Annotated in this window: 19 protein-coding genes and 2 pseudogenes; 9 read left to right on the plus strand and 12 right to left on the minus strand. The window is 65.8% G+C overall.

The window, feature by feature from the left end; translation table 11 throughout:
* Positions 1–106: 106 nt before the first annotated feature.
* Entirely contained in the window at positions 107–559 is a 453-nt protein-coding gene (locus tag ASG11_RS17980) for a MarR family winged helix-turn-helix transcriptional regulator (protein ID WP_055783532.1), read from the minus strand.
* Between the two features lie 196 nt (positions 560–755).
* On the opposite strand from ASG11_RS17980, the gene hppD reads away from it, so the two are divergent.
* From hppD to ASG11_RS18000, 4 genes are all read left to right on the plus strand, one after another.
* Complete coding sequence (gene hppD / locus ASG11_RS17985; protein WP_055783534.1) at positions 756–1,835, plus strand: 4-hydroxyphenylpyruvate dioxygenase; 1,080 nt, start codon at positions 756–758, stop codon at positions 1,833–1,835.
* Between the two features lie 140 nt (positions 1,836–1,975).
* Positions 1,976–3,268 carry a homogentisate 1,2-dioxygenase gene (gene hmgA, locus ASG11_RS17990; RefSeq protein WP_055783535.1) on the plus strand — a complete coding sequence of 431 codons (1,293 nt, stop codon included), beginning with the start codon at positions 1,976–1,978 and terminating at the stop codon, positions 3,266–3,268.
* 56 nt (positions 3,269–3,324) lie between these two features.
* The gene (locus tag ASG11_RS17995) at positions 3,325–3,576 is read left to right on the plus strand and encodes a BrnT family toxin (protein WP_055783537.1); all 252 of its coding nucleotides are present in this window, start codon (positions 3,325–3,327) and stop codon (positions 3,574–3,576) included.
* Positions 3,566–3,856 (plus strand): BrnA antitoxin family protein, encoded by a 291-nt coding sequence (locus tag ASG11_RS18000; protein ID WP_055783539.1) that lies wholly within the window; start codon positions 3,566–3,568, stop codon positions 3,854–3,856. Before ASG11_RS17995 ends, ASG11_RS18000 begins: the two co-directional genes overlap by 11 nt.
* 1 nt (position 3,857) lies before the next feature.
* On the opposite strand, the gene ASG11_RS18005 is transcribed toward ASG11_RS18000, so the two are convergent.
* Genes ASG11_RS18005 through ASG11_RS18015 form a run of 3 tightly spaced genes read right to left on the minus strand, consistent with a single transcriptional unit; the run spans position 3,858 to position 6,477 of the window.
* Positions 3,858–5,273, minus strand: a complete 1,416-nt coding sequence (locus tag ASG11_RS18005; protein WP_156363874.1) for a coniferyl aldehyde dehydrogenase — start codon at positions 5,271–5,273, stop codon at positions 3,858–3,860.
* 11 nt (positions 5,274–5,284) lie between these two features.
* Positions 5,285–5,713 carry a hypothetical protein gene (locus ASG11_RS18010; protein ID WP_055783541.1) on the minus strand — a complete coding sequence of 143 codons (429 nt, stop codon included), beginning with the start codon at positions 5,711–5,713 and terminating at the stop codon, positions 5,285–5,287.
* On the minus strand, positions 5,710–6,477 hold the full coding sequence (locus ASG11_RS18015; protein ID WP_055783543.1) for a prepilin peptidase: 768 nt from the start codon (positions 6,475–6,477) through the stop codon (positions 5,710–5,712). Before ASG11_RS18015 ends, ASG11_RS18010 begins: the two co-directional genes overlap by 4 nt.
* Positions 6,478–6,642: 165 nt before the next feature.
* Here ASG11_RS18015 and ASG11_RS18020 point away from each other — a divergent pair, with 165 nt between their 5' ends.
* Positions 6,643–7,833 (plus strand): acetyl-CoA C-acyltransferase, encoded by a 1,191-nt coding sequence (locus ASG11_RS18020; protein ID WP_055783545.1) that lies wholly within the window; start codon positions 6,643–6,645, stop codon positions 7,831–7,833.
* A 121-nt stretch (positions 7,834–7,954) separates the two neighbouring features.
* On the opposite strand, the gene ASG11_RS18905 is transcribed toward ASG11_RS18020, so the two are convergent.
* The 3 genes from ASG11_RS18905 to ASG11_RS18030 are packed head-to-tail and all read right to left on the minus strand — an operon-like array spanning position 7,955 to position 9,068.
* Positions 7,955–8,092, minus strand: a complete 138-nt coding sequence (locus tag ASG11_RS18905) for a PEPxxWA-CTERM sorting domain-containing protein (RefSeq protein WP_236697590.1) — start codon at positions 8,090–8,092, stop codon at positions 7,955–7,957.
* A 20-nt stretch (positions 8,093–8,112) separates the two neighbouring features.
* The gene (locus tag ASG11_RS18025; protein ID WP_055783546.1) at positions 8,113–8,571 is read right to left on the minus strand and encodes a GNAT family N-acetyltransferase; all 459 of its coding nucleotides are present in this window, start codon (positions 8,569–8,571) and stop codon (positions 8,113–8,115) included.
* A gap of 5 nt (positions 8,572–8,576) precedes the next feature.
* Positions 8,577–9,068, minus strand: a complete 492-nt coding sequence (locus ASG11_RS18030; RefSeq protein WP_055783548.1) for an SH3 domain-containing protein — start codon at positions 9,066–9,068, stop codon at positions 8,577–8,579.
* Positions 9,069–9,164: 96 nt separating this feature from the next.
* Between ASG11_RS18030 and ASG11_RS18035 the strand changes: the two genes are divergently transcribed.
* A complete protein-coding gene (locus ASG11_RS18035) occupies positions 9,165–10,160 on the plus strand; it encodes a 2-hydroxyacid dehydrogenase (RefSeq protein WP_055783550.1) in 996 nt (331 codons plus the stop codon).
* Here ASG11_RS18035 and ASG11_RS18040 read toward each other — a convergent pair.
* From ASG11_RS18040 to ASG11_RS18045, 3 genes and pseudogenes are all read right to left on the minus strand, one after another.
* Positions 10,136–10,870, minus strand: a complete 735-nt coding sequence (locus ASG11_RS18040; protein WP_156363875.1) for a hypothetical protein — start codon at positions 10,868–10,870, stop codon at positions 10,136–10,138. The two genes, ASG11_RS18035 and ASG11_RS18040, sit on opposite strands and share 25 nt — an antisense overlap.
* Positions 10,871–11,066: 196 nt before the next feature.
* Positions 11,067–11,171: pseudogene (locus tag ASG11_RS19520) on the minus strand (PEPxxWA-CTERM sorting domain-containing protein); the annotation flags it as partial.
* A gap of 84 nt (positions 11,172–11,255) precedes the next feature.
* A pseudogene (locus ASG11_RS18045) lies at positions 11,256–12,341 on the minus strand (NF038122 family metalloprotease); the annotation flags it as partial.
* A gap of 595 nt (positions 12,342–12,936) precedes the next feature.
* On the opposite strand from ASG11_RS18045, the gene acnA reads away from it, so the two are divergent.
* Both acnA and ASG11_RS18055 read left to right on the plus strand, forming a co-directional pair.
* Complete coding sequence (gene acnA / locus ASG11_RS18050) at positions 12,937–15,633, plus strand: aconitate hydratase AcnA (RefSeq protein WP_055783555.1); 2,697 nt, start codon at positions 12,937–12,939, stop codon at positions 15,631–15,633.
* Positions 15,630–16,040, plus strand: coding sequence for a DUF2147 domain-containing protein (locus ASG11_RS18055; protein ID WP_055783557.1), 411 nt, complete (start codon positions 15,630–15,632; stop codon positions 16,038–16,040). The genes acnA and ASG11_RS18055 overlap by 4 nt, the downstream gene beginning before the upstream one ends.
* 183 nt (positions 16,041–16,223) lie before the next feature.
* Here ASG11_RS18055 and ASG11_RS18060 read toward each other — a convergent pair whose 3' ends face one another.
* Together ASG11_RS18060 and ASG11_RS18065 are read right to left on the minus strand one after the other, a co-directional pair.
* Positions 16,224–17,630, minus strand: a complete 1,407-nt coding sequence (locus tag ASG11_RS18060) for an amino acid permease (protein WP_055783559.1) — start codon at positions 17,628–17,630, stop codon at positions 16,224–16,226.
* 69 nt (positions 17,631–17,699) lie between these two features.
* On the minus strand, positions 17,700–18,470 hold the full coding sequence (locus ASG11_RS18065; protein ID WP_055783560.1) for a hypothetical protein: 771 nt from the start codon (positions 18,468–18,470) through the stop codon (positions 17,700–17,702).
* A gap of 161 nt (positions 18,471–18,631) precedes the next feature.
* Between ASG11_RS18065 and ASG11_RS18070 the strand changes: the two genes are divergently transcribed.
* Positions 18,632–19,651 carry an endonuclease/exonuclease/phosphatase family protein gene (locus ASG11_RS18070; protein ID WP_055783562.1) on the plus strand — a complete coding sequence of 340 codons (1,020 nt, stop codon included), beginning with the start codon at positions 18,632–18,634 and terminating at the stop codon, positions 19,649–19,651.
* Positions 19,652–19,658: the final 7 nt, after the last annotated feature.

Raw genomic sequence — 19,658 nt, forward strand, 5'->3', positions numbered from 1 at the left:
CCGTCATCCCGGACTTGATCCGGGATCCAACGTGCCGCAAACCAATCGGCTTCTGATCGCGCGGCACGTTGGATGCCGGATCAAGCCCGGCATGACGGCCAAGAGTTCAGCCTCCTTCGGGATCAAGCGCCGCCGCCGAAGCCTCCAGCCGATCGAGCACCGCCCGGAACGTCACGATCTCCTTCGCCGAAAACCCCGCAAACACCCGCCCTTCGAGTTCCAAAGCCTTGGGCGCGACATTCTCGTACAGCGCCTGTCCGGCGTCGGTCAGCGACAACAGGTGCGACCGCTGGTCGTCAGGATTGGGCCGCCGCGCCACCAGTCCGCGCTCGACCAGGGCGATCGCCGCACGACTCACCGTCACCTTGTCCATCTGCGTCCGCACGCCCAGCGCCTGCTGCGTCAGCCCCTCGCCCTCCGCGATCACCGCGATCAACCGCCACTCCGCGATCTTCAGCCCGAACAGAGCCTGATACGCCGTCGCGATCGCGGACGACACGCGGTTCGACGCGATCGACAGCCGATAAGGCAGGAAATCGTCGAGTTTCAGCGTCGGCATGCGTTTCTCATTCCACAAAGAGCAGACCGTCACCCCGGACATGTTCCGGGGTCCACCGCGCCGCAAATTCTCACCTGATTGGTTTGCCGCACGGTGGACCCCGGAACAAGTCCGGGGTGACGGCAACTGGCTGGCTGGACGCCCGCCCCAATCCCCGATATAGTATCATCTGAAACCACCTTCCCGGAGAGTGACGATGACCGCACCCCAAGAATCGATGGGCGAAAACCCGATGGGCCTCAATGGATTCGAATTCGTCGAATTCACCTCCCCCGCGCCCGAGGCTCTGGCCGATCTGTTCGTCAAGATGGGCTTCACCCATGTCGGCAACCACAAGTCGAAGAACGTCCGCCGCTATGCGCAGGGCGACATCAACTTCCTCCTCAACATGGACGAAGCGGGCCAGGTCGCCGGCTTCCGCAACGCGCACGGCCCCAGCGCCAACGCGATGGCGTTCCGCGTCGCCGACGGCCAGCAGGCGTTGAAGCTCGCGCTCGAACGCGGTGCGGCGGCGGTCAAGGGCGAACACGGCCCCGGCGAACTCGACATCCCGGCGATCGAGGGCATCGGCGGTGCCAACCTGTACCTCGTCGATGAGAAATCGAAGATCTACGAAACCGATTTCGAGCCGATCGCCGGCACGTCGCCGGACGATCACAGCGTCGGCCTGCACACGCTCGATCACCTCACCCACAATCTCCAGCGTGGCCGGATGGATTATTGGGCGAATTATTACGAGAGCATCTTCAACTTCCGCCAGATCCGCTATTTCGACATCGAAGGGCAAGCCACCGGGCTGTTCAGCAAGGCGATGACCGCGCCCGACGACAAGATCCGCATTCCCTTGAACGAAAGCCAGGACGAGCATTCGCAGATCGAGGAATTCATCAAGGACTACAAAGGCGAAGGCATCCAGCATCTGGCGCTCGCCACGGACGATATCTTCAAGACGGTCGATATTTTGCGGGCCAACGGCATCAAGTTCCAGACCACGCCGCAAACCTATTTCGACCTGATCGACAAGCGCCTGCCCGGCCACAACCACGACGTCGAGGAAATGCGCAAGCGCGACATCCTGATCGACGGCGCCCCGGAAACGGGTGGCGGCTTGCTGCTGCAGATCTTCACCGAGAACATGGTCGGCCCGATCTTCTTCGAAATCATCCAGCGCAAGGGTAATGACGGCTTCGGCGAGGGCAACTTCAAAGCGCTGTTCGAATCGATCGAACTCGACCAGATCCGCCGCGGCGTCGTCCCGGGCGCGGTGGAGGCGTAAATCCCTCCCCAACCCCGCCGTCATCCTGAACTCGTTTCAGGATCCATCGTGCCACAACGGCGATCGTCCGTGTTGCACGATGGATCCTGACCTTCGTCAGGATGACGGTAGTTGTTGAGGTGAACGTAAGGACCAAAGCCATGACCAAATACCAAACCGGCTTCGGTAACCACTTCGCCACCGAAGCCGTCCCCGGCGCTCTCCCGGTCGGACGAAACTCTCCCCAACGCCCCCCCTTCGGCCTCTACACCGAACAACTCAGCGGCACCGCGTTCACCGCGCCGCGCCACGAAAACCTCCGCTCCTGGCTCTATCGCCTGCGCCCGAGCGCCGCGCACCCCGCCTTCACCCGCTACGAAGGCGCGACGCAATTCGCCCCCGGCGTCGCCAAACCGCCACTGGCGCCCAACCGCCTGCGCTGGGGCCCGCTCGACATCGCGCAAGGCCAGGACTGGCTCGACAGCCTCACCACCATGCTCGTCGCGGGCGAAGGCCCCGCCACACAGACCGGCGTGGCGATGCACATCTACCGTGCGAGCGAGGACATGCGGAACCGCGCCTTCGTCAGCGGCGACGGCGAACTCCTGATCCTGCCCGAACAGGGTGCCCTCACGCTCTTGACCGAACTTGGCCGGATCGACGTGAAACCCGGCGAGATCGCGCTGATCCCGCGCGGCGTCCGCTTCCGCGTCACCCTCCCCGACGGCGAAGCGCGCGGCTATGTCGCAGAGAATCACGGCGCGCCCTTCCGCCTGCCCGATCTCGGCCCGATCGGCGCGAACGGCCTGGCCAACCCGCGCGACTTCGAAACGCCGCTCGCGTGGTTCGAGGACGTCGAGGACGACTACGAACTCGTCCAGAAATTCCTCGGCAGCCTGTGGTCCACGCAGCTCGGCCGCTCTCCACTCGACGTTGTCGCGTGGCACGGCAATTATGCGCCATGGAAATACGACCTCGCCCGCTTCAACACGATCGGCAGCATCAGTTTCGACCACCCCGATCCATCGATCTTCACCGTCCTCACCTCGCCAAGCGACCAGCCCGGCACCGCCAACGTCGATTTCGTCATCTTTCCGCCCCGCTGGATGGTGGCGGAAGACACGTTCCGCCCGCCCTGGTTCCACCGCAACACGATGAGCGAGTGCATGGGCCTGATCACCGGCCAATATGATGCCAAGGCCGAGGGCTTCCGCCCCGGCGCGCTCAGCCTGCACAACCAGATGAGCGGCCACGGCCCCGACGTCGCCACCTGGACCGCCGCGAGCAACGCCGACCTGAAACCGCATAAGATCGATGGCACCATGGCCTTCATGATCGAAAGCCGCTGGGTCTTCCGCCCCACCGAATTCGCGCTGAAAACAAGCGCGCTGGACGAGGATTACGATCAGGCCTGGACCGGTTTTCCGAAGGCGGAGTTGCCGTCGAGCGATTAAAGCGTAGCTGCAATTAATTCCTTGCGCGCCCTGCTGTCGATTGCCATAATCGCAGAATGGATATCGAGTTCGACCCCGCCAAGGACGCACTCAATATCGAGAAGCACGGCATATCGTTGGCACGGGCGGCCGAACTCGAATTGCTCGCATATGTGGCCGACGGCCGTTTCGCCGAACCGCGCTTTAGGCTGTACGGGCTGATCGACGGGGAATCCTATTGTGTCGCGGGCACTCGGCGGCGCGGCATGGTCCGCGTGATCAGCCTGCGCCGTGCTCATCGCAAGGAGATGCAACGCTATGCCCCATGAAGATCGCCCGGTCGTTTTCGACGACGACAACCCCGAATGGACCAAAGAGGATTTCGCCAAGGCGCTACGCGGCGACGAAATCCCTGCGGAAATTCGCGCTGCCTTCGGCAAGGGTCGTGGCCGCCCCGTCGGCAGCACGAAGGCCGATGCCAAGGTTCAGGTAACGCTCCGCATCGATTCCGACGTGATCGCCGCCTTCAAATCCGGTGGCCCGGGCTGGCAATCGCGCATGAATGCCGCGCTGCGCGCCGCCATGTCGCAGGGTCGATCGGCGGCGTAACTTACCCCATCTGCCGCTTGACGCTCGCCATCGTCGCCTTGCCGTAAGGCGGCTTCAGCCCCGCCAGCTTGGCCACGTCGAACCGCGCCTGTTTGTACACCGCCTTGGCGTGGCTGAACGTCATGAACCCGTCGCGCCCGTGATACGCGCCCATGCCCGAAGGCCCGACGCCGCCGAACGGCAATTCCTCCATGCTGATGTGGAAGATCACGTCGTCCAGCGTCACCCCGCCCGCGATCGTCCGGTCGAGCACGCGCCGCCGCTCGCCCGCATCGCCGCCGAAATAATATAGTCCCAGCGGCCGGTCGCGCCGGTTGACCTGCGCGATCGCATCCTCGATCCCCGCATAGCGCCGCACCGGCAGCACCGGCCCGAAGATTTCCTCCTGCATCACCGCCATGTCGTCGGTCACTTCTGTCACGATGTGCAGCGGCATCTTGCGCGCATTGGACGCGCCGAAATCCTCGTTCCCCGGATTGACCACCTCGACGTTCGCGCCCTTCGCGCGGGCATCGTCGATCAGGTCGGTCAGCCGCTGGAAATGCCGGTCGTTCACCACCGATGTATAGTCGGGATTGCTCAGCAATGTCGGATACATCGCGGTCGCCGCGCTGCGCAACCCGTCCACCACCGCCGCCTCGTCGCCCGCCTCGACCAGCATGTAATCCGGCGCGAGGCAGATCTGTCCGGCGTTCAGCATCTTGCCCAGCGCCACCCGCTCGGTCGCCTGTTTCAGGTCGGCGCCCTTGCCGACGATCACCGGCGATTTCCCGCCCAGTTCCAGCGTCACCGGCACCAGATTGTCCGCTGCCGCATGCAGGATATGCTTGCCGACCGACGTTGCCCCGGTGAAGATCAGATGATCGAATGGCAGCGACGCGAACGCCTTGCCCACCTCCGGCCCGCCAGACACGAATGCCAGTTCGTCCGCCGCGAAATACGTCCCCGCCACCTCTTCGAAAAGGGCGGCGACGCGCGGCGTGAACTCGCTGGTCTTCACCATCGCCCGGTTGCCCGCCGCGAAGATGCCGGCCAGCGGCGCCATGACCAGATTGACCGGGAAATTCCACGGCGCGATCACGCCGACTACCCCCTTGGGCTGATATTCCACCCAGGCCTTCGCCCCCAGCAGCCCGAGCGGAAACTGCACCGGTCGCTTGCTCCGCTGCGCCCAGCTGTCGACCGATTTGATCGCATGCCGGATCGGGGCGACCGACGCGGCGATATCGGTCAGCATCGATTGCTCACGGCTGCGATGCCCGAAATCCTCCGACAGCGCGTCGCAGAACGCCTCGGCATGGTCCGAAATCATCGCCGCCGCGCGCTTCAACCGATCCTTGCGCGTCGCGATCGACACCGGCAGTTCGCCTATGAACGCCGCGCGCTGAGCCGTGAGAACCGCCTGCAGATCGATCATGTCGCTCGTCCCTATGCTTTGGCGCAGCCGATGATCCCGACCACCGCGACCACGACGCTGTCCTTTCCGATACGATCGATCCTGAGCGTCGCGTCTCGCACCGCCGCCCCGTCCTTCAGATCGGCGCGCGCTTCGACCTTCATGTCGAGCACCGCCGTCACGCCACCACCGGCATATTCGGTCACCCCGGCAAAGCCATAGCCGCCACCGCCACCATTCTGCCCGGTGCGCGCGACATCGGTCACCGCCCCGCCGATCGAGACCCGCAACTGCGCGGGGTCGGCGCTCGCCATCGCCACGAACGCCGGCGTCTCGCCTTTGGCGAACAGATAGGCCGCGCACCCCTTCGCCGGCAGCGCCTGTTTCGGCAGCACGTCGATCGGCAGGCCGGAAACCGGCGCATCGGCCATCAGGGCGAGCAGGAGTGCGATCAGCATCATCGCGGAAATCCTAGCAGGAACAGCCACGCCGGGTAAGCCGCGATCGCCAGCAACGCGCCGAACGGGACGCGCGTCTCCAACGTCGCCCTGCGGCCGAGCATCATGCCGACCGCGACCAGCGCCAGCCCGGTCATCGCCGCCAACAGCAACACCGCCGGCAGCATCGCCCAGCCGAGCCACAGCCCGATCGCCCCGAGCAACTTGGGATCGCCCCCACCGAGCCCCTCACGCTTGCGCAGCATTCTGTAGCCCGCCCCGATCGCCCACAGAACACCGAACCCGGCAACGCCGCCGATCGCCCGGTCGCGCCAGCCCGGCTCCACGCCCAGCAGCCCCGTCGCCAACCCGGCCAGCGCTAGCGTGCCGGTCAGCCGATCAGGCAGCCAGAATTCCGTCGCGTCCAGCGCCGCCAGCGCCAGCAACAGCCAGCCGAACACCGCCCCCGCCAACCCAGTCGCCCCGGGCACTATGATCCCGGCAACCACACCGATCCCCAACGCCGCCAGCTCGATCTGCCAATGTCGTGCGTCGATCTTGGCACCACAGGCGCGGCACCGCCCCCGCGCCAGCGATGCGCTCAGCAACGGCACCAGATCGCGCGCGCGCAACGCCACGCCGCAGGCATCGCAATGCGACCGCCCGGTCATAACCGATCGCCCCTGCGGCCAGCGGATCGCCAACGTCGCGATGAAGCTGCCCAGGATCGCCCCGAGCACACCCAGCCCGGCCGGCCAGAACAGCAATTCGGGCGTCAGGATTCCCATGCCGGAGCGATAAGCGGCCCGATCGGCCCCGTCACCATTTTACGTCGCCGTCCGCCCGGAATGGACGGCAAACGCAAACAACGCTCCGGCACGTCCGCGCCATTTGTAAACCGTCCCCTCCCCCATTAGATCGCACGCAACACATTCGCGCGAGAGGCCTAAATCATGACCACTACCGATCCCGTCGTCATCCTGTCCTACGCCCGCACGCCGATGGGCAGCTTTCAGGGCAGCCTCGCCGGGGCCACCGCCGTCGATCTCGGCGCCACCGCGGTGAAGGCGGCGGTCGAGCGTGCCGGCGTGGACGGCGCGGACGTCGAGCGCATCTATATGGGCTGCGTTCTGCCCGCCGGCCTCGGCCAGGCTCCTGCACGCCAGGCCGCGCTCAAGGCAGGCCTGCCGATGTCGGTCGAGGCGACCACGGTAAACAAGATGTGCGGCTCCGGCATGCAGGCCGCGATCATGGGCGCGGATGCCCTCGCCGCCGGGTCGGTCGACCTGCTCGTCGTCGGCGGCATGGAGAGCATGACCAATGCGCCGTACATTCTCGCCAAGCATCGCGGCGGCGCGCGCATGGGGCATGATCGCGTGATGGATTCGATGTTCCTCGATGGCCTGGAGGACGCCTACGAACCCGGCCGAGCGATGGGCAGCTTCGCCGAGGAAACCGCCGGCGAATATCAGTTCACGCGGGCCGCGCAGGACGATTACGCCATCGCCTCGCTCACCCGCGCGCAGGCCGCTCAAGGCAGCGGCGCGTTCGACCGGGAGATCACCTCGGTCGAGATCACCGGCCGCAAGGGCACTGAAACCATCACCGCCGACGAACAGCCGCCCAAGGGCAATGCCGACAAGATCCCGACGCTGAAGCCCGCCTTCGCCAAGGACGGCACGATCACCGCCGCCAACGCCTCGTCCATCTCGGACGGTGCCGCCGCGCTGGTGATGACGCGCCAGAGCGTCGCCGACGCGCACGGCCTCAAGCCCGTCGCCCGCATCGTCGGGCATGCCGCTTACGCGCACGAACCCGCCAAGTTCACCACCGCGCCGGTCAGCGCGATCCAGAAGCTGCTCGCCAAGACCGGCTGGAGCGTAGGCGACGTGGATCTGTTCGAGATCAACGAAGCCTTCGCCGTCGTCTCGATGATCGCCATGCGCGACCTCGACATTCCCCATGACAAGGTCAACGTGAACGGCGGCGCCACCGCGCTCGGCCATCCGATCGGTGCCAGCGGCGCCCGCATCCTCGCCACCCTGATCGCCGCGCTGCAAAACCGCGGCCTGAAAAAGGGCGTCGCGGCGCTCTGCATCGGCGGCGGAGAGGCGACGGCTGTGGCGGTGGAATTGGTGGGGTAGGCCTCCACGGCGTCTCGCGTGCTTCACCCCGCTGATCGGCGAGCAGCGTCTCTCGCGGACACGGAAAGCCGTCGATCTGGCGATCGACGGCTTTTTCTTAGCCTCGTATCGGGCTGTCAAATCAGGCGGAGGTGAGCCGGGCAGCGGTCTTGCGGCGACCGCCCATTGCGAAACCGACGAGATCGAAACCCGCCACCATCATCGCCCAGATCGCCGGCTCGGGCTTACGGGCGCGATCACGATGCAGCAGACATCCCAACCACCAATTGCGGTCCGGCTTCAGCCCAGCCCCAACGTATAATACCGGCTGAACCCCGTATCCGAATAGCCCGCGAACGGCCCGCACGTCTCGAACCCCGCACGCTCGTACATCGCCCGCGCCGCCGCGAACGCCGCGTTGCTGCCCGTTTCCAGGCTCAGCCGCGCGTAGCCCCGCGCGCGCGCCTCGGCGATCAGATAGCCCAGCATCATACCCCCCGCGCCGCGGCGCAGCTGGTCGGGCGCGGTCCGCATCGATTTCAGCTCGCCATGCGCGGCATCCAGTTCCTTCATCGCGCCCAGCGCCAGCAGCGTCTCTCCCTCCCACGCCGACCAGACCGTTACGTCCGGCGCGCGCAACCCGTTATGGTCGAGCGCGAACACCGCGCCCGGCGGGGAATTCTCCAACGCCTGCGCCAGGTGATAATCGAGCAACGCGATCACCGCCGGATGCGACAGATCGTCGCGGGCGATCCGCATCGCGCTCAGAACTGCTCCTCGGGATCGACGCCCCACAGATGCGACGTCTCGATGAAGCCGCCGCGCCCGCGCACGTCGAAATGGCACCAGCCGCGCGTGCACTTGCTCAGCCGTCCGACCACGCCCGGCGCCACCCGCCACGTCACTTTCGCGCCGGGTCGCGGCGATTCCTGCAACTCCGCCACCTGCCCGACGATTAAGGCGGTGCGGGTCTCGCTGATCAGCGTGCCCATGATCCAGCCCTGGATCCCGCCCGGATCCTCCACCTTCATCCACGCGCCACGCTCGTACACCGCCAGCACCTTCACCGGCAGATCGGCGCGCTGATACAGCCAGCTCGCCGGATAGCTCCGCGCCGGACCGGTCCGCATCCGCGCCTTGCCGGCCGAGATCGAGCCGTAATACGGCGTCTTCTTCTGCACCAGCGCCGCCATCGCGCCCGAGCCCAACAGCGCGGCCGCCCCGCACGCGAGCAGAAGTCTCGCAGCCCTACGCATACATTGCCCCTTGAAAACCGGCCTGCCTTCTACGCCCTACCGCACGGCCGCATCAACCACATTGACGCCGCCGACCGCCTCCGCCAAGCCACGAACATGCCCGAAACGAGACGCCCCACTCCAAAGGTTTTCGTCACGCGCGAACTCACCGATGCGGTGATGGACCGGATGGAGCAGCTGTTCGACACGACCAACAACCGCACCGACGCGCCGCTCTCGCCCGAACAGCTGCGCGCCGCCGTGCAGGATTGCGACGTGCTCGTCCCCACCGTCACCGACGAGATCGACGCCGCGCTGATCGAGTCCGCCGGCCCGCGCCTGAAACTGATCGCCAATTACGGTGCCGGCGTGAACCATATCGACCTGAAGGCGGCGCGGGCCCGCGGCATCATCGTCACCAACACGCCCGGCGTCCTGACCGAGGACACCGCCGACATGACGATGGCGCTGATCCTCTCCGTGCCCCGCCGGCTCGCCGAAGGCGAGAAGCTCGTCCGCTCGGGCCAGTGGACCGGCTGGAGCCCCGGCGGCATGCTCGGCCACCGCATCGGTGGCAAGGCGCTGGGCATCGTCGGCATGGGGCGCATCGGCCAGGCGGTGGCGCTGCGCGCCCGCGCCTTCGGCCTCTCGGTCCATTACCACAATCGCCACCGCCTGCCCGCCGTGCTGGAGGCGCAGCTCGCCGCGACCTGGCACGAGGATCTCGACACGATGCTCGGCAGCATCGACATCCTGACGATCCACACGCCGCTCAATGCCGACAGCAAGAGCCTGATCGACGCCCGCCGCATCGCCCTGCTCCGCCCTCACGTCTATCTGATCAACGCCGCGCGCGGCGGCATCGTCGATGAAGACGCGCTCACCGCCGCGCTGGAATCCGGCGACCTCGCCGGTGCCGGGCTGGACGTGTGGAAGCACGAGCCTCGGATCGACCCCCGCCTGCTCGCGCTCCCCAACGTCGTCATGCTGCCGCATATGGGATCGGCGACGTTCGAAGGCCGCATGGCCACGGGTGATCGCGTGATCCAGAACATCCGCATGTGGGCCGACGGCCACCGCCCGCAGGATCAGGTGCTGGAGGGCTGGGCCTGATCCCCCGGCCGGTCGCCGGCCGGCGGCTGTGGCGCCTTCGTCCGCGCCCGGACGATCGCCTGGATCTTCCGCGTCAGGCTCGCCTCGACCTCGGCGATCGACAGTAGCCGCTCGCAGAAAGACCCACCGGCCCGCTCGCACGCTGCCCGTGCCGCGGCTTCCAGTTCGGCCTGAGTCGCCGTGGCGAGATCGGGCTGCTCCGGCGTCCCCACCGGCACACGGTGGCGGTACAGCATCCCGAGGCAGGAATCCGAATACCGCCGCTTCACGCCCACCTGAACCCCGCCGTGGAACACCGGTTCGTCCCAGCCCTCGACGCCGCGTTCGTACGCCGCCTGCTCCAGGATCGGCGCGACGATCGATACCGCCTTGTCCCATGCGGCGGCGAATTCGGGCGATCGCTTGCGCAGGCGTTCCGCCGACGTCCTCGACATGCCCACCCGCTTGCAGGCGTCCGTCACCGATCCGAGTTCGGCCAGGCCACGCAGGAACGTCCGCTGCCGGATCGGCGTCCAGCCGTCGTTGCGATGGCGCAGCGGCACGATCACGTCCGGTACCCCTTTCGCGGCGCGCGGCGCGGGCTTCTTTCGCTGGGCTTTCGGCGTCGCCTTTTTGGGCGCGCTCGTCACAGACGCCGCTGTTCCATCGACGACCATAGGTCCGGTCGCCTTGCGCCCGCGCCTCCGCCCGGACCCCGTTGTATCGTTCATAAAGCCCTCCTCACTGATCGAGTCGAGCGCACCAGATATTACAGCTCACATCCTGTAGGAAAGAACATTTTGGGAACAAACGCCTGGCGTCTCTCCCGGGGACGCCATCGGATCGATCCACATCGTCCCGAAAACAGCAAAAGCCGCCGGTCTTGCGACCGGCGGCTCGAGCCCCCCCTACCGAAGTAGCGGAATTTTAGGCGAAGGCGACCTTGGCGGTGCGGCGGCGATAGCGTGCCGATGCGCCGACCATGCCGAAGCCCAGGATCATCATGCCCCAGGTCGTCGGCTCGGGGACCGCGACGGCGAACGCGCGATAGGCGTCGGCCGTGGTGTAGCGGTAGCCCGAATTGCCGAGCACGTCGAAGCCGATGTTCCAGCCGATCGCGTCATAGGCGGCCAGGTCGAGCGCGGTGATTTCCTGCATCTGGCCGTAGCCCGACGTCGGATCGAGAATGCCGAGCTGCGGAACCCCCGATGCGCTGTCCTTCCAATGCGATGCCTGGCGACCGTCGCCGTTCAATACGCCCGTCGAGAAACGCGAGTCACCGAACAGCTGCGTCACGCCACCATCGATCGAGAAATACGGCACGTTCTGCGTCGACCAGTCGAGATTGCCGGCCGAGCTGTAGCGGAACAGATCGAGCTGGCTCATCACGACGAAGCCTTCGAGCGAGCTGAGCGACGTGCTGCCCGGCGAAGTGCGCGCGTCGACTGAGTCGACACCGCTGACGAAGCCCAGAGCGTGGCCGATTTCGTGGATTGCGACACCGATGAAGTCGAACGAGTCCGAAGAGATGCCATCGGTCGGATCGAAGTCGAACTTGAACAGGTTGCTGAACGTGATGCTGCCGTCCGCGCCCGTGTTGGTGATCGCCGCGCCGTTCACGTCGACGGTTGCGCCCATCGCCTTGGCCGAAGCCTTGGTGACGGCCACGGTCGAGTTGTTGACGCTGCCGTCATTGTCGATGCGGGTCGACAGATCGGTGTAGCCGTTGGTCGCGTTGACGCCGTTGGCAAAGCCATTCGAGATGGCCGAGACTGCGCCCGCGCCGGCGATCGCGGTGCTGGTGCCCAGCGGACGCAGGTTGGCGACGGCCTGGTTGTCGAGTGCGCTGGTCTTGTCCGCGTTGAGGAGCGAATAGGCCTGGTTCATCGACAGCAGCGAGCGCGTGCTGCCGGTCGAGCCGAGAATGCCGGTGCCGAGCGCCGAGAACCCGATGTTCAGGTTGATCGTGACGTTGTCCTTGAGGACCGATGCCCAATAGGCGGCTGCGATCTCGAACCCTGCGCGTGCCTGCGTGCCGACTGCGGCGCCGCCGGTGTCGGTGAGAACGAACGTAGTAGCCTGTGCCGTGCCTGCCGAAAGCACGCCGAGCGCCGCGACGGACGCGAGTAAACGCTTGGAAATTTTCATGAACCAACCCCTGATTTTTCGGAGCAAAATGCTCCACCCCATTCGCCTTCCCATTCCGAGAATGTTAACGAATTGTTCATAGTGTTGCGGTGCGGGGTACGCGGTGTCAAGGCGCAAAAGCGGAAAGTAAGAGGCAGGGCGGCCCCTCTTGGGCGTCTGCGTCGCAACTTGTCTCGATAAGAGACATGTGAGCCGTGACGGCCGTTTTTATATGGGCCGAAAGTACCCCCGCATCCCAGGCGTGCGGCGCGTCTTGACGAACGTGGTGAACGTCCGGTCGGCCTAGGTCTCGTGCGCATCTGCCGCACTATCGGACGAGTCCGGGCCGGCGATTCCTGGGATCGCGAATTACCGCATCTTTGAGGCGACTTTTCCGGAGATCGATGAACGGACCCGTATCCCCTTTCTGCAGGCGAAGTCCGTCCATCCGGCTTCGATAATGCGACACTGGGTCGTCGCCGTCGCGTGGAGGGCGCTTGAGGTTCGGCTGCATACCGCTCCCCCACGCCCTTCCCCTCCAACACACCCCTTGCTAAGGCGCACCCGACTCTAGCCATTTCGCCCCGGCCGGAGGCGCGCGCACGCGAGATGCCTCGCTTCCCCGCCGCGCCCCGTCCGGGACATTATCCAAGGGAAGGACCCGCCGCTCATGACCGCCATCGGCCAGGACACACTCGGAACCCGCGCCACGCTCGACGTGAACGGCAAGAAGTACGATTATTATTCCCTGGCCGCCGCGGCGGAGAAGTTCGGCGACATCTCCCGCCTGCCCTTCTCGATGAAGGTGCTGCTCGAAAACCTGCTGCGCTTCGAGGACGGCAAGACCGTCACCGTCGAGGACGTGCAGGCGATCGTTGACTGGCAGCAGGACCAGCGCTCCAATCGCGAGATCCAATACCGCCCCGCGCGCGTGCTGATGCAGGATTTCACCGGCGTGCCGTGCGTGGTCGATCTGGCGGCGATGCGCGATGCCATCACCAAGCTCGGCGGCGACGCGGCCAAGATCAACCCGCTGGTTCCCGTCCATCTCGTCATCGATCACTCGGTGATGGTCGATGAATTCGGCACGCCCAAGGCGTTCAGCGACAATGTCGATCTCGAATATTCGCGCAATTTCGAGCGCTACGAATTCCTGAAATGGGGCAGCAAGGCGCTCGACAACTTTCAGGTCGTGCCTCCCGGCACCGGCATCTGCCATCAGGTGAACCTGGAATATATCGGCCAGGGCGTATGGTCCTCGGCCAGCTGGGGCGAACACGCAGCCGCCAACGGGGGGGGCAACATGGTCGCCTATCCCGACACGCTCGTCGGCACCGACAGCCACACCACGATGGTCAACGGCATGGGCGTGCTCGGCTGGGGCGTCGGCGGGATCGAGGCCGAGGCCGCGATGCTCGGCCAGCCGGTATCGATGCTGATCCCCGAAGTGGTCGGCTTCAAGCTCACCGGCGCGATGGCCGAGGGCATCACCGCCACCGATCTCGTGCTGACGGTCACGCAGATGCTGCGCGCCAAGGGCGTCGTCGGTCGGTTCGTGGAGTTCTACGGCCCCGGCCTCGATACGATGACGCTCGCGGACCGCGCGACGATCGCGAACATGGCGCCGGAATATGGCGCGACCTGCGGTTTCTTCCCGATCGACGCCAAGACGATCGAGTATCTGCGCCTCACCGCGCGGTCGGACGAAAACGTCGCCCTGGTCGAGGCATATTGCAAGGCGCAGGGCCTGTGGCATGACGAGAACAGCGTCGACCCGGTGTTCACCGACACGCTCGAACTCGACATGGGCACCGTCGTCCCGTCGCTCGCCGGACCGAAGCGCCCGCAGGACAAGGTCGCGCTCTCCAAGGTCGACGAAGTGTTCAACGGCGATCTGTTCAAGGTCTACAAGAAGGACCGTCCGGTCCGCGCCGACGTCGAGGGCCAGACGCACGGCATCGGCGACGGAGACGTCGTGATCGCCGCGATCACCAGCTGCACCAACACGTCGAACCCGTCGGTGCTGGTCGCCGCCGGTCTCGTCGCGCGCAAGGCCAATGCGCTCGGCCTGAAGAGCAAGCCCTGGGTCAAGACCTCGCTCGCGCCGGGATCGCAGGTCGTCACCGATTATCTCGACAAGGCCGGCCTGACGGCGGACCTCAACGCGATGGGCTTCAACCTCGTCGGTTATGGCTGCACGACCTGTATCGGCAATTCCGGGCCGCTCGCCGAGCCGATCAGCGCCGCGATCAACGGCAACGATATCGTCGCCGCCTCGGTCCTGTCGGGCAACCGCAACTTCGAAGGCCGCGTCTCGCCGGACGTGCGCGCCAACTTCCTCGCCTCGCCGCCGCTCGTCGTCGCGTATGCGATCAAGGGCAGCGTCACGACCGACATGGTCGAAACGCCCTTGGGTCAGGGCAGCAACGGGCAGGACGTGTACCTCAAGGACATCTGGCCCTCGAACGCCGAGATCGCCGAAGTGATGGGCGCCAACATCGACGATTCCATGTTCCGCTCGCGCTACGGCAACGTCTATGCCGGCGACGCCAAGTGGCAGGAAATCCAGGTCGAAGGGTCGGACACCTATACCTGGCGCGCAGGCAGCACCTATGTCGCCAACCCGCCGTACTTCGATGGCATGACGATGACGCCCGCCCCGGTGCAGGACATCGTCGACGCCCGCCCGCTCGCGATTTTGGGCGATTCCATTACGACCGATCACATCAGCCCCGCCGGCAGCATCAAGGCGGACTCCCCGGCCGGAAGTTTCCTGCAAGAACATCAGGTTAGCCGCGCCGACTTCAACAGCTATGGTGCCCGCCGCGGCAACCACGACGTCATGATGCGCGGCACCTTTGCCAACATCCGCATCAAGAACGAAATGGTCCCCGGCGTCGAAGGCGGCATGTCGAAATATGACGGCCAGATCATGCCGATCTACGACGCCGCGATGCGCTTTAAGGCGGACGGCGTGCCGCTGGTCGTCGTCGCCGGCAAGGAATACGGCACCGGCTCGTCGCGGGACTGGGCCGCGAAGGGCACCAACCTCTTGGGCGTCCGCGCCGTCATCACCGAGAGCTTCGAGCGCATCCATCGCTCGAACCTCGTCGGGATGGGCGTCCTCCCCTTGCAGTTCGCCGACGGCGTCACGCGCCAGACGCTCGGCCTCGACGGTTCGGAAAGCTTCACGATCACCAACGTCGCGGAGATCCGCCCGCGTCAGGACGTGACCGTCACGCTCACCCGCGCTGATGGCTCGACCGAGACGTTCGAGACCAAGTGCCGTATCGATACCGTCAACGAACTGGAATATTTCCTCAACGGCGGCATCCTTCAGTACGTGTTGCGCAAGCTGGCAGCGTGAAGGCTTTCGTCGCTTTCGCCGGGGCAGCGCTCGCCGCCGCCCCGGCTCTTGCCGCACCCGCGCCGGTCACCGGCCGCTGGCTGACGCAGGGCGGCAAGGCGGTGGTCGAGATCGCCCCGTGCGGCCAGCATCTGTGCGGTCGCATAGTCCGGATCGTGAAGGTCGATCCGTCCAAGCCGAAGACCGACGTCAACAATCCGGACGCGGCGCAACGCGCGCGCCCGATCCTCGGCATCTCGATCCTCTCCGCCTTCGCGCCCGCCAACGATCGCTGGAAGGGCCAGATCTACGATCCCGAAAGCGGCCGCACCTACCGCTCCGAACTCCGCCGCGAGGGCGACGCGCTCAAGGTCAAAGGCTGCTTCGGCCCCTTCTGCCGCACGCAGGACTGGACCAAGGCGGGCTGAGACGGGCTCGGATGCACCTGTTTCACGCGTCCTGGGAAAGCTGAACCACCATCTTCCCGTTCGCCCTGAGCCTGTCGAAGGGCCGCTTTTCTTTCCCCCGCTGGAAAAGCAATACGGCGCTTCGACAAGCTCAGCACGAACGGACAGTGACTGATCCCTGTCGCTTGAAATCGTTGGCCGGGATCAGGCTCCAGCCACCGCACGCCGCCGCGAATAGACGAAATACACCACCAGCCCGGCCAGATTCCAGCACGCGAACCAGATCTGCGTCCGTGCCGGCAGGCTGAAGAACAGATAGCAGCACCCCAGCACCCCGATCGGCCCGATCACCCAGGCAAAAGGCGCGCGGAAACTCCGCTCCGCATCCGGCGCGCGTCGGCGCAGCACCAGCATGCACACGCACACCGCGACGAACGCCGCCAGCGTGCCTGCATTCGCCAGCGCGGCGATCTCCTTGAGCGGCAGCACGCCCGCGATCACCGCCACGATCGTCGCCGTCACCAGCGTGATGCGCACCGGCGTGCCCCGCGCGGAAACCTTCGCCAGGCTCTCCGGCAGCAACCCGTCGCGCGCCATCACGAAGAAGATGCGGCTCTGCCCGTACAGGAAGGCGAGCAGCACCGTCGGCAGCGCGATCACCGCCGATCCGGCCAGGAACGTCGCCGCCTTGCCCTGCCCGATCTCGCGCAGGATCAGCGCCAGCGGTTCGGCACTGTCGGCGAAATGCGTGAACGACAACGCCCCCACCGCCGCCACCGCGACCAGCATGTAGATCGCCACGCACGCCACCATCGATCCGACGATCCCGATCGCCAGGTCGCGTCCCGGGTTCTTGGTCTCCTCCGCCGCGGTCGAGATCGCATCGAAACCATAGAAGGCGAAGAAGATGATCGCCGCCGCCGCCATCACGCCGCGCTCCACGCCATCGGCGGCGGGGGCCTTGGGGAAGCCGAACGGCATGAACGGCTCGAGATTGGCACCGTTGAAATGCGGCAACGCCACCGCGACGAACACCGCCAGCGCGATCAGCTTGATCACCACCAGCAGCGCGTTCAGCGTCGCGCTCTCCTTCGTTCCGATCATCAGCAACCCGGCCACGACCGCGATGATGAAGATTGCCGGCAGGTTGACGATCCCGCCGAGCTCCGGCCCCTGCATCAGTTTTTCGGGAACGCCGAACGTCGCATGCAGCAACGGCGCGGCATAGCCGGACCAGCCGACCGCGACGGTCGACACGACCAGCGAATATTCGAGGATAAGACTCCACCCGATCACCCACGCGATCAGTTCGCCCAGCACGGCGTAGCTGTAGGTATAAGCGCTGCCGCTGGCCGGCATCATCGTCGCCATTTCGGCATAAGCCAGCGCCGCGCAGGCGCAGATACCCCCGGCGATCGCAAAGGACAGGATCACCGCCGGCCCGGCAAGCCCCGCACCCACGCCGATCAGCGTCAGGATGCCGGTGCCGACGATAGCGCCAACTCCCAGCGCGACGAGGTGCGGCCAGGATAGGGTCCGCGCCAGCCGGTGATGCTCCGGCTGGTCCTCGCCCCGAACGATCGTCTTCAACCGGAATAGGCTGTTGGTCACTTGGCCGCGCTCCCCTTTGGCTGGTCGCAGCCTAGAGAAGAACCGCGCCACGGCAAGCTTGCGCTCAGCTTACAGGGCGATGCGGAACGCCATTTCGGCGCGACGATCGGCCATCGTGCGCGAGCTGCCGGAAAAGTCATTGTCGTACATCGGGCGCTTCACCGCCGCGGCGGAGAGCGTCCAGGTCAGCCGTCCGCGCTGATCCGTGGCCGTCGCGTTGGTCAACGAAACCCGCATGCCCTTGCCGAACGGCACCGCACCGCCGACCTGCTCGGTCATCCGCGACAGCGGATCGCGCCGCCCGCGCGCGTTGTTGTCGGTATAATCCAGCACCAGCGATCCGAGCGCACTCCGTTCAATGCCCATGCCGAACGCCGTCATGCTGCTGTTCAGCGATCGGCTGGTTCCGGGCAGCAGATCGATCCGCCGCTTCACGCGCATCATGCTGGAGAAAGCATGAAGCGTAAGGCCCTCCAGCATATCGATCCCGGCATCGAACCCCGCCGCCATCACCGATACCCGATCGGGCGATCGGAGCGCAAACTGCCCTTTTTGCGAGGTCGTGCGCAACCGCGATCCACTGATTCCCAACGTGACCGGCCCCGCCGCTATGCTCGTGCTGCGGGTGCGTGTGTCGTTCAGCGTGTAGCGGTCGCGTTCCGACAGCAGGCGGGTCGTGGCGGCCGACGACACGAGCGTTGCCGCCTTGCCCCGCACAATCGAAAGCGTGATAGGCGGCAATCTCTGGTCCGGCTCGTGCGCGACCGCAGCCCCCGCCACGATCGTCCCCAACCCCGCCGCCACCGCGACACGTAACGCCACCGAACCCCGAATGCGCATGGATTTTCCCCCCACCCCGATACTGGAAAGACGTCAGGGGAGGCGGACATCCGCAGCCGCGACATAAATAATTTATTTTTAATGGAACCAATGCGGAAATCCGCATTCGGAGTCGTCACAATCACGGACTATGCATTCTTCGGCGGCGGGCGGGACAAGCAATGAACATCGTACGGAAGTCGATTTTTGCGGCAGCGGTGATGACCAGCGCGGTCGGTGCGACACTTCCTCCACGCGCACCGCGCACGGTGACGCTGCCCGCGATCGAGAACAATCTCTCGCTGCTCACCTATAATGTCGAGGGGCTGCCCTGGCCGGTCGCCAGTGGTCGGCCGGCCGATCTCACCGCGATCGCCGATCGTCTTCGCGATCTGCGCACTCGCGGTCAGGCACCGCATGTCGTGGTGTTGCAGGAAGCGTTCACCACCGATGCGAAGGCGATCGGCCGCGCCGCCGGCTATCGCTACGTCGTGAACGGGCCATCGGCCGATCTCACTGCACGGCTCGCCGGGTCGCCTGCCGATGCCAGGCTTGCCGCCGGTGCGCATTGGTGGAGCGGCGAGACGATGGGCAAGATGCTCGGCAGCGGGCTGCAACTGATGTCGGATTATCCGATCGTCAGCGTGCGCCGGATGGTTTTTCCGGCTTCCGACTGCGCCGGTTACGATTGCCTCGCCAACAAGGGTGCCATGCTGGTGCGCATCGCCGTGCCCGGGCTCGCCACGCCGGTCGATATCGTCACTACGCATCTCAACAGCCGCACGGCTTCGGGCGTGGACAAGGCGCGGTCCGACGAAGCCTATGATCGCCAGGTCGATCTGATGACCCGCTTCGTCGAACAGACGCGCGATCCGCGCAATCCGCTGATCGTTGCCGGAGACTTCAACGTCGGCAAGACGGCCGCGCGACGTGCGACCCTGCTTGGCAATATCGCGGCGCGCTGGAGCGTGGCCGGTGGTGTACGCGACGCCCTCGGCCAAGCGGCTGAAGACGGCCTGCCCCTGCCTGGCGATGCGCTCGCCTCGCGCAAGCGCGCCAAGGACTGGCAGTTCTTCGCCCCCGGCCATGCCGCGCGGCTCGAATTGACCGGCATCGCCGTGCCCTTCGGCAAAGAGCCCGCCGGTGATATGCTGTCCGACCATGTCGGCTACATCGCCTATTTCCGCGAGAATGCGCGCTGATCGATTC

The organism is Sphingomonas sp. Leaf357, from assembly GCF_001423845.1.
In the GTDB taxonomy this organism is placed as follows: Bacteria; Pseudomonadota; Alphaproteobacteria; order Sphingomonadales; family Sphingomonadaceae; genus Sphingomonas.

Coding starts and splice junctions, on each gene's coding strand:
- ASG11_RS17980 (WP_055783532.1), bottom strand. CDS start 559: ATGCCGACGCTGAAACTCGACGATTTCCTGCCTTATCGGCTGTCGATC.
- hppD (WP_055783534.1), top strand. CDS start 756: ATGACCGCACCCCAAGAATCGATGGGCGAAAACCCGATGGGCCTCAAT.
- hmgA (WP_055783535.1), top strand. CDS start 1,976: ATGACCAAATACCAAACCGGCTTCGGTAACCACTTCGCCACCGAAGCC.
- ASG11_RS17995 (WP_055783537.1), top strand. CDS start 3,325: ATGGATATCGAGTTCGACCCCGCCAAGGACGCACTCAATATCGAGAAG.
- ASG11_RS18000 (WP_055783539.1), top strand. CDS start 3,566: ATGCCCCATGAAGATCGCCCGGTCGTTTTCGACGACGACAACCCCGAA.
- ASG11_RS18005 (WP_156363874.1), bottom strand. CDS start 5,273: ATGATCGATCTGCAGGCGGTTCTCACGGCTCAGCGCGCGGCGTTCATA.
- ASG11_RS18010 (WP_055783541.1), bottom strand. CDS start 5,713: ATGATGCTGATCGCACTCCTGCTCGCCCTGATGGCCGATGCGCCGGTT.
- ASG11_RS18015 (WP_055783543.1), bottom strand. CDS start 6,477: ATGGGAATCCTGACGCCCGAATTGCTGTTCTGGCCGGCCGGGCTGGGT.
- ASG11_RS18020 (WP_055783545.1), top strand. CDS start 6,643: ATGACCACTACCGATCCCGTCGTCATCCTGTCCTACGCCCGCACGCCG.
- ASG11_RS18025 (WP_055783546.1), bottom strand. CDS start 8,571: ATGCGGATCGCCCGCGACGATCTGTCGCATCCGGCGGTGATCGCGTTG.
- ASG11_RS18030 (WP_055783548.1), bottom strand. CDS start 9,068: ATGCGTAGGGCTGCGAGACTTCTGCTCGCGTGCGGGGCGGCCGCGCTG.
- ASG11_RS18035 (WP_055783550.1), top strand. CDS start 9,165: ATGCCCGAAACGAGACGCCCCACTCCAAAGGTTTTCGTCACGCGCGAA.
- ASG11_RS18040 (WP_156363875.1), bottom strand. CDS start 10,870: ATGAACGATACAACGGGGTCCGGGCGGAGGCGCGGGCGCAAGGCGACC.
- acnA (WP_055783555.1), top strand. CDS start 12,937: ATGACCGCCATCGGCCAGGACACACTCGGAACCCGCGCCACGCTCGAC.
- ASG11_RS18065 (WP_055783560.1), bottom strand. CDS start 18,470: ATGCGCATTCGGGGTTCGGTGGCGTTACGTGTCGCGGTGGCGGCGGGG.
- ASG11_RS18070 (WP_055783562.1), top strand. CDS start 18,632: ATGAACATCGTACGGAAGTCGATTTTTGCGGCAGCGGTGATGACCAGC.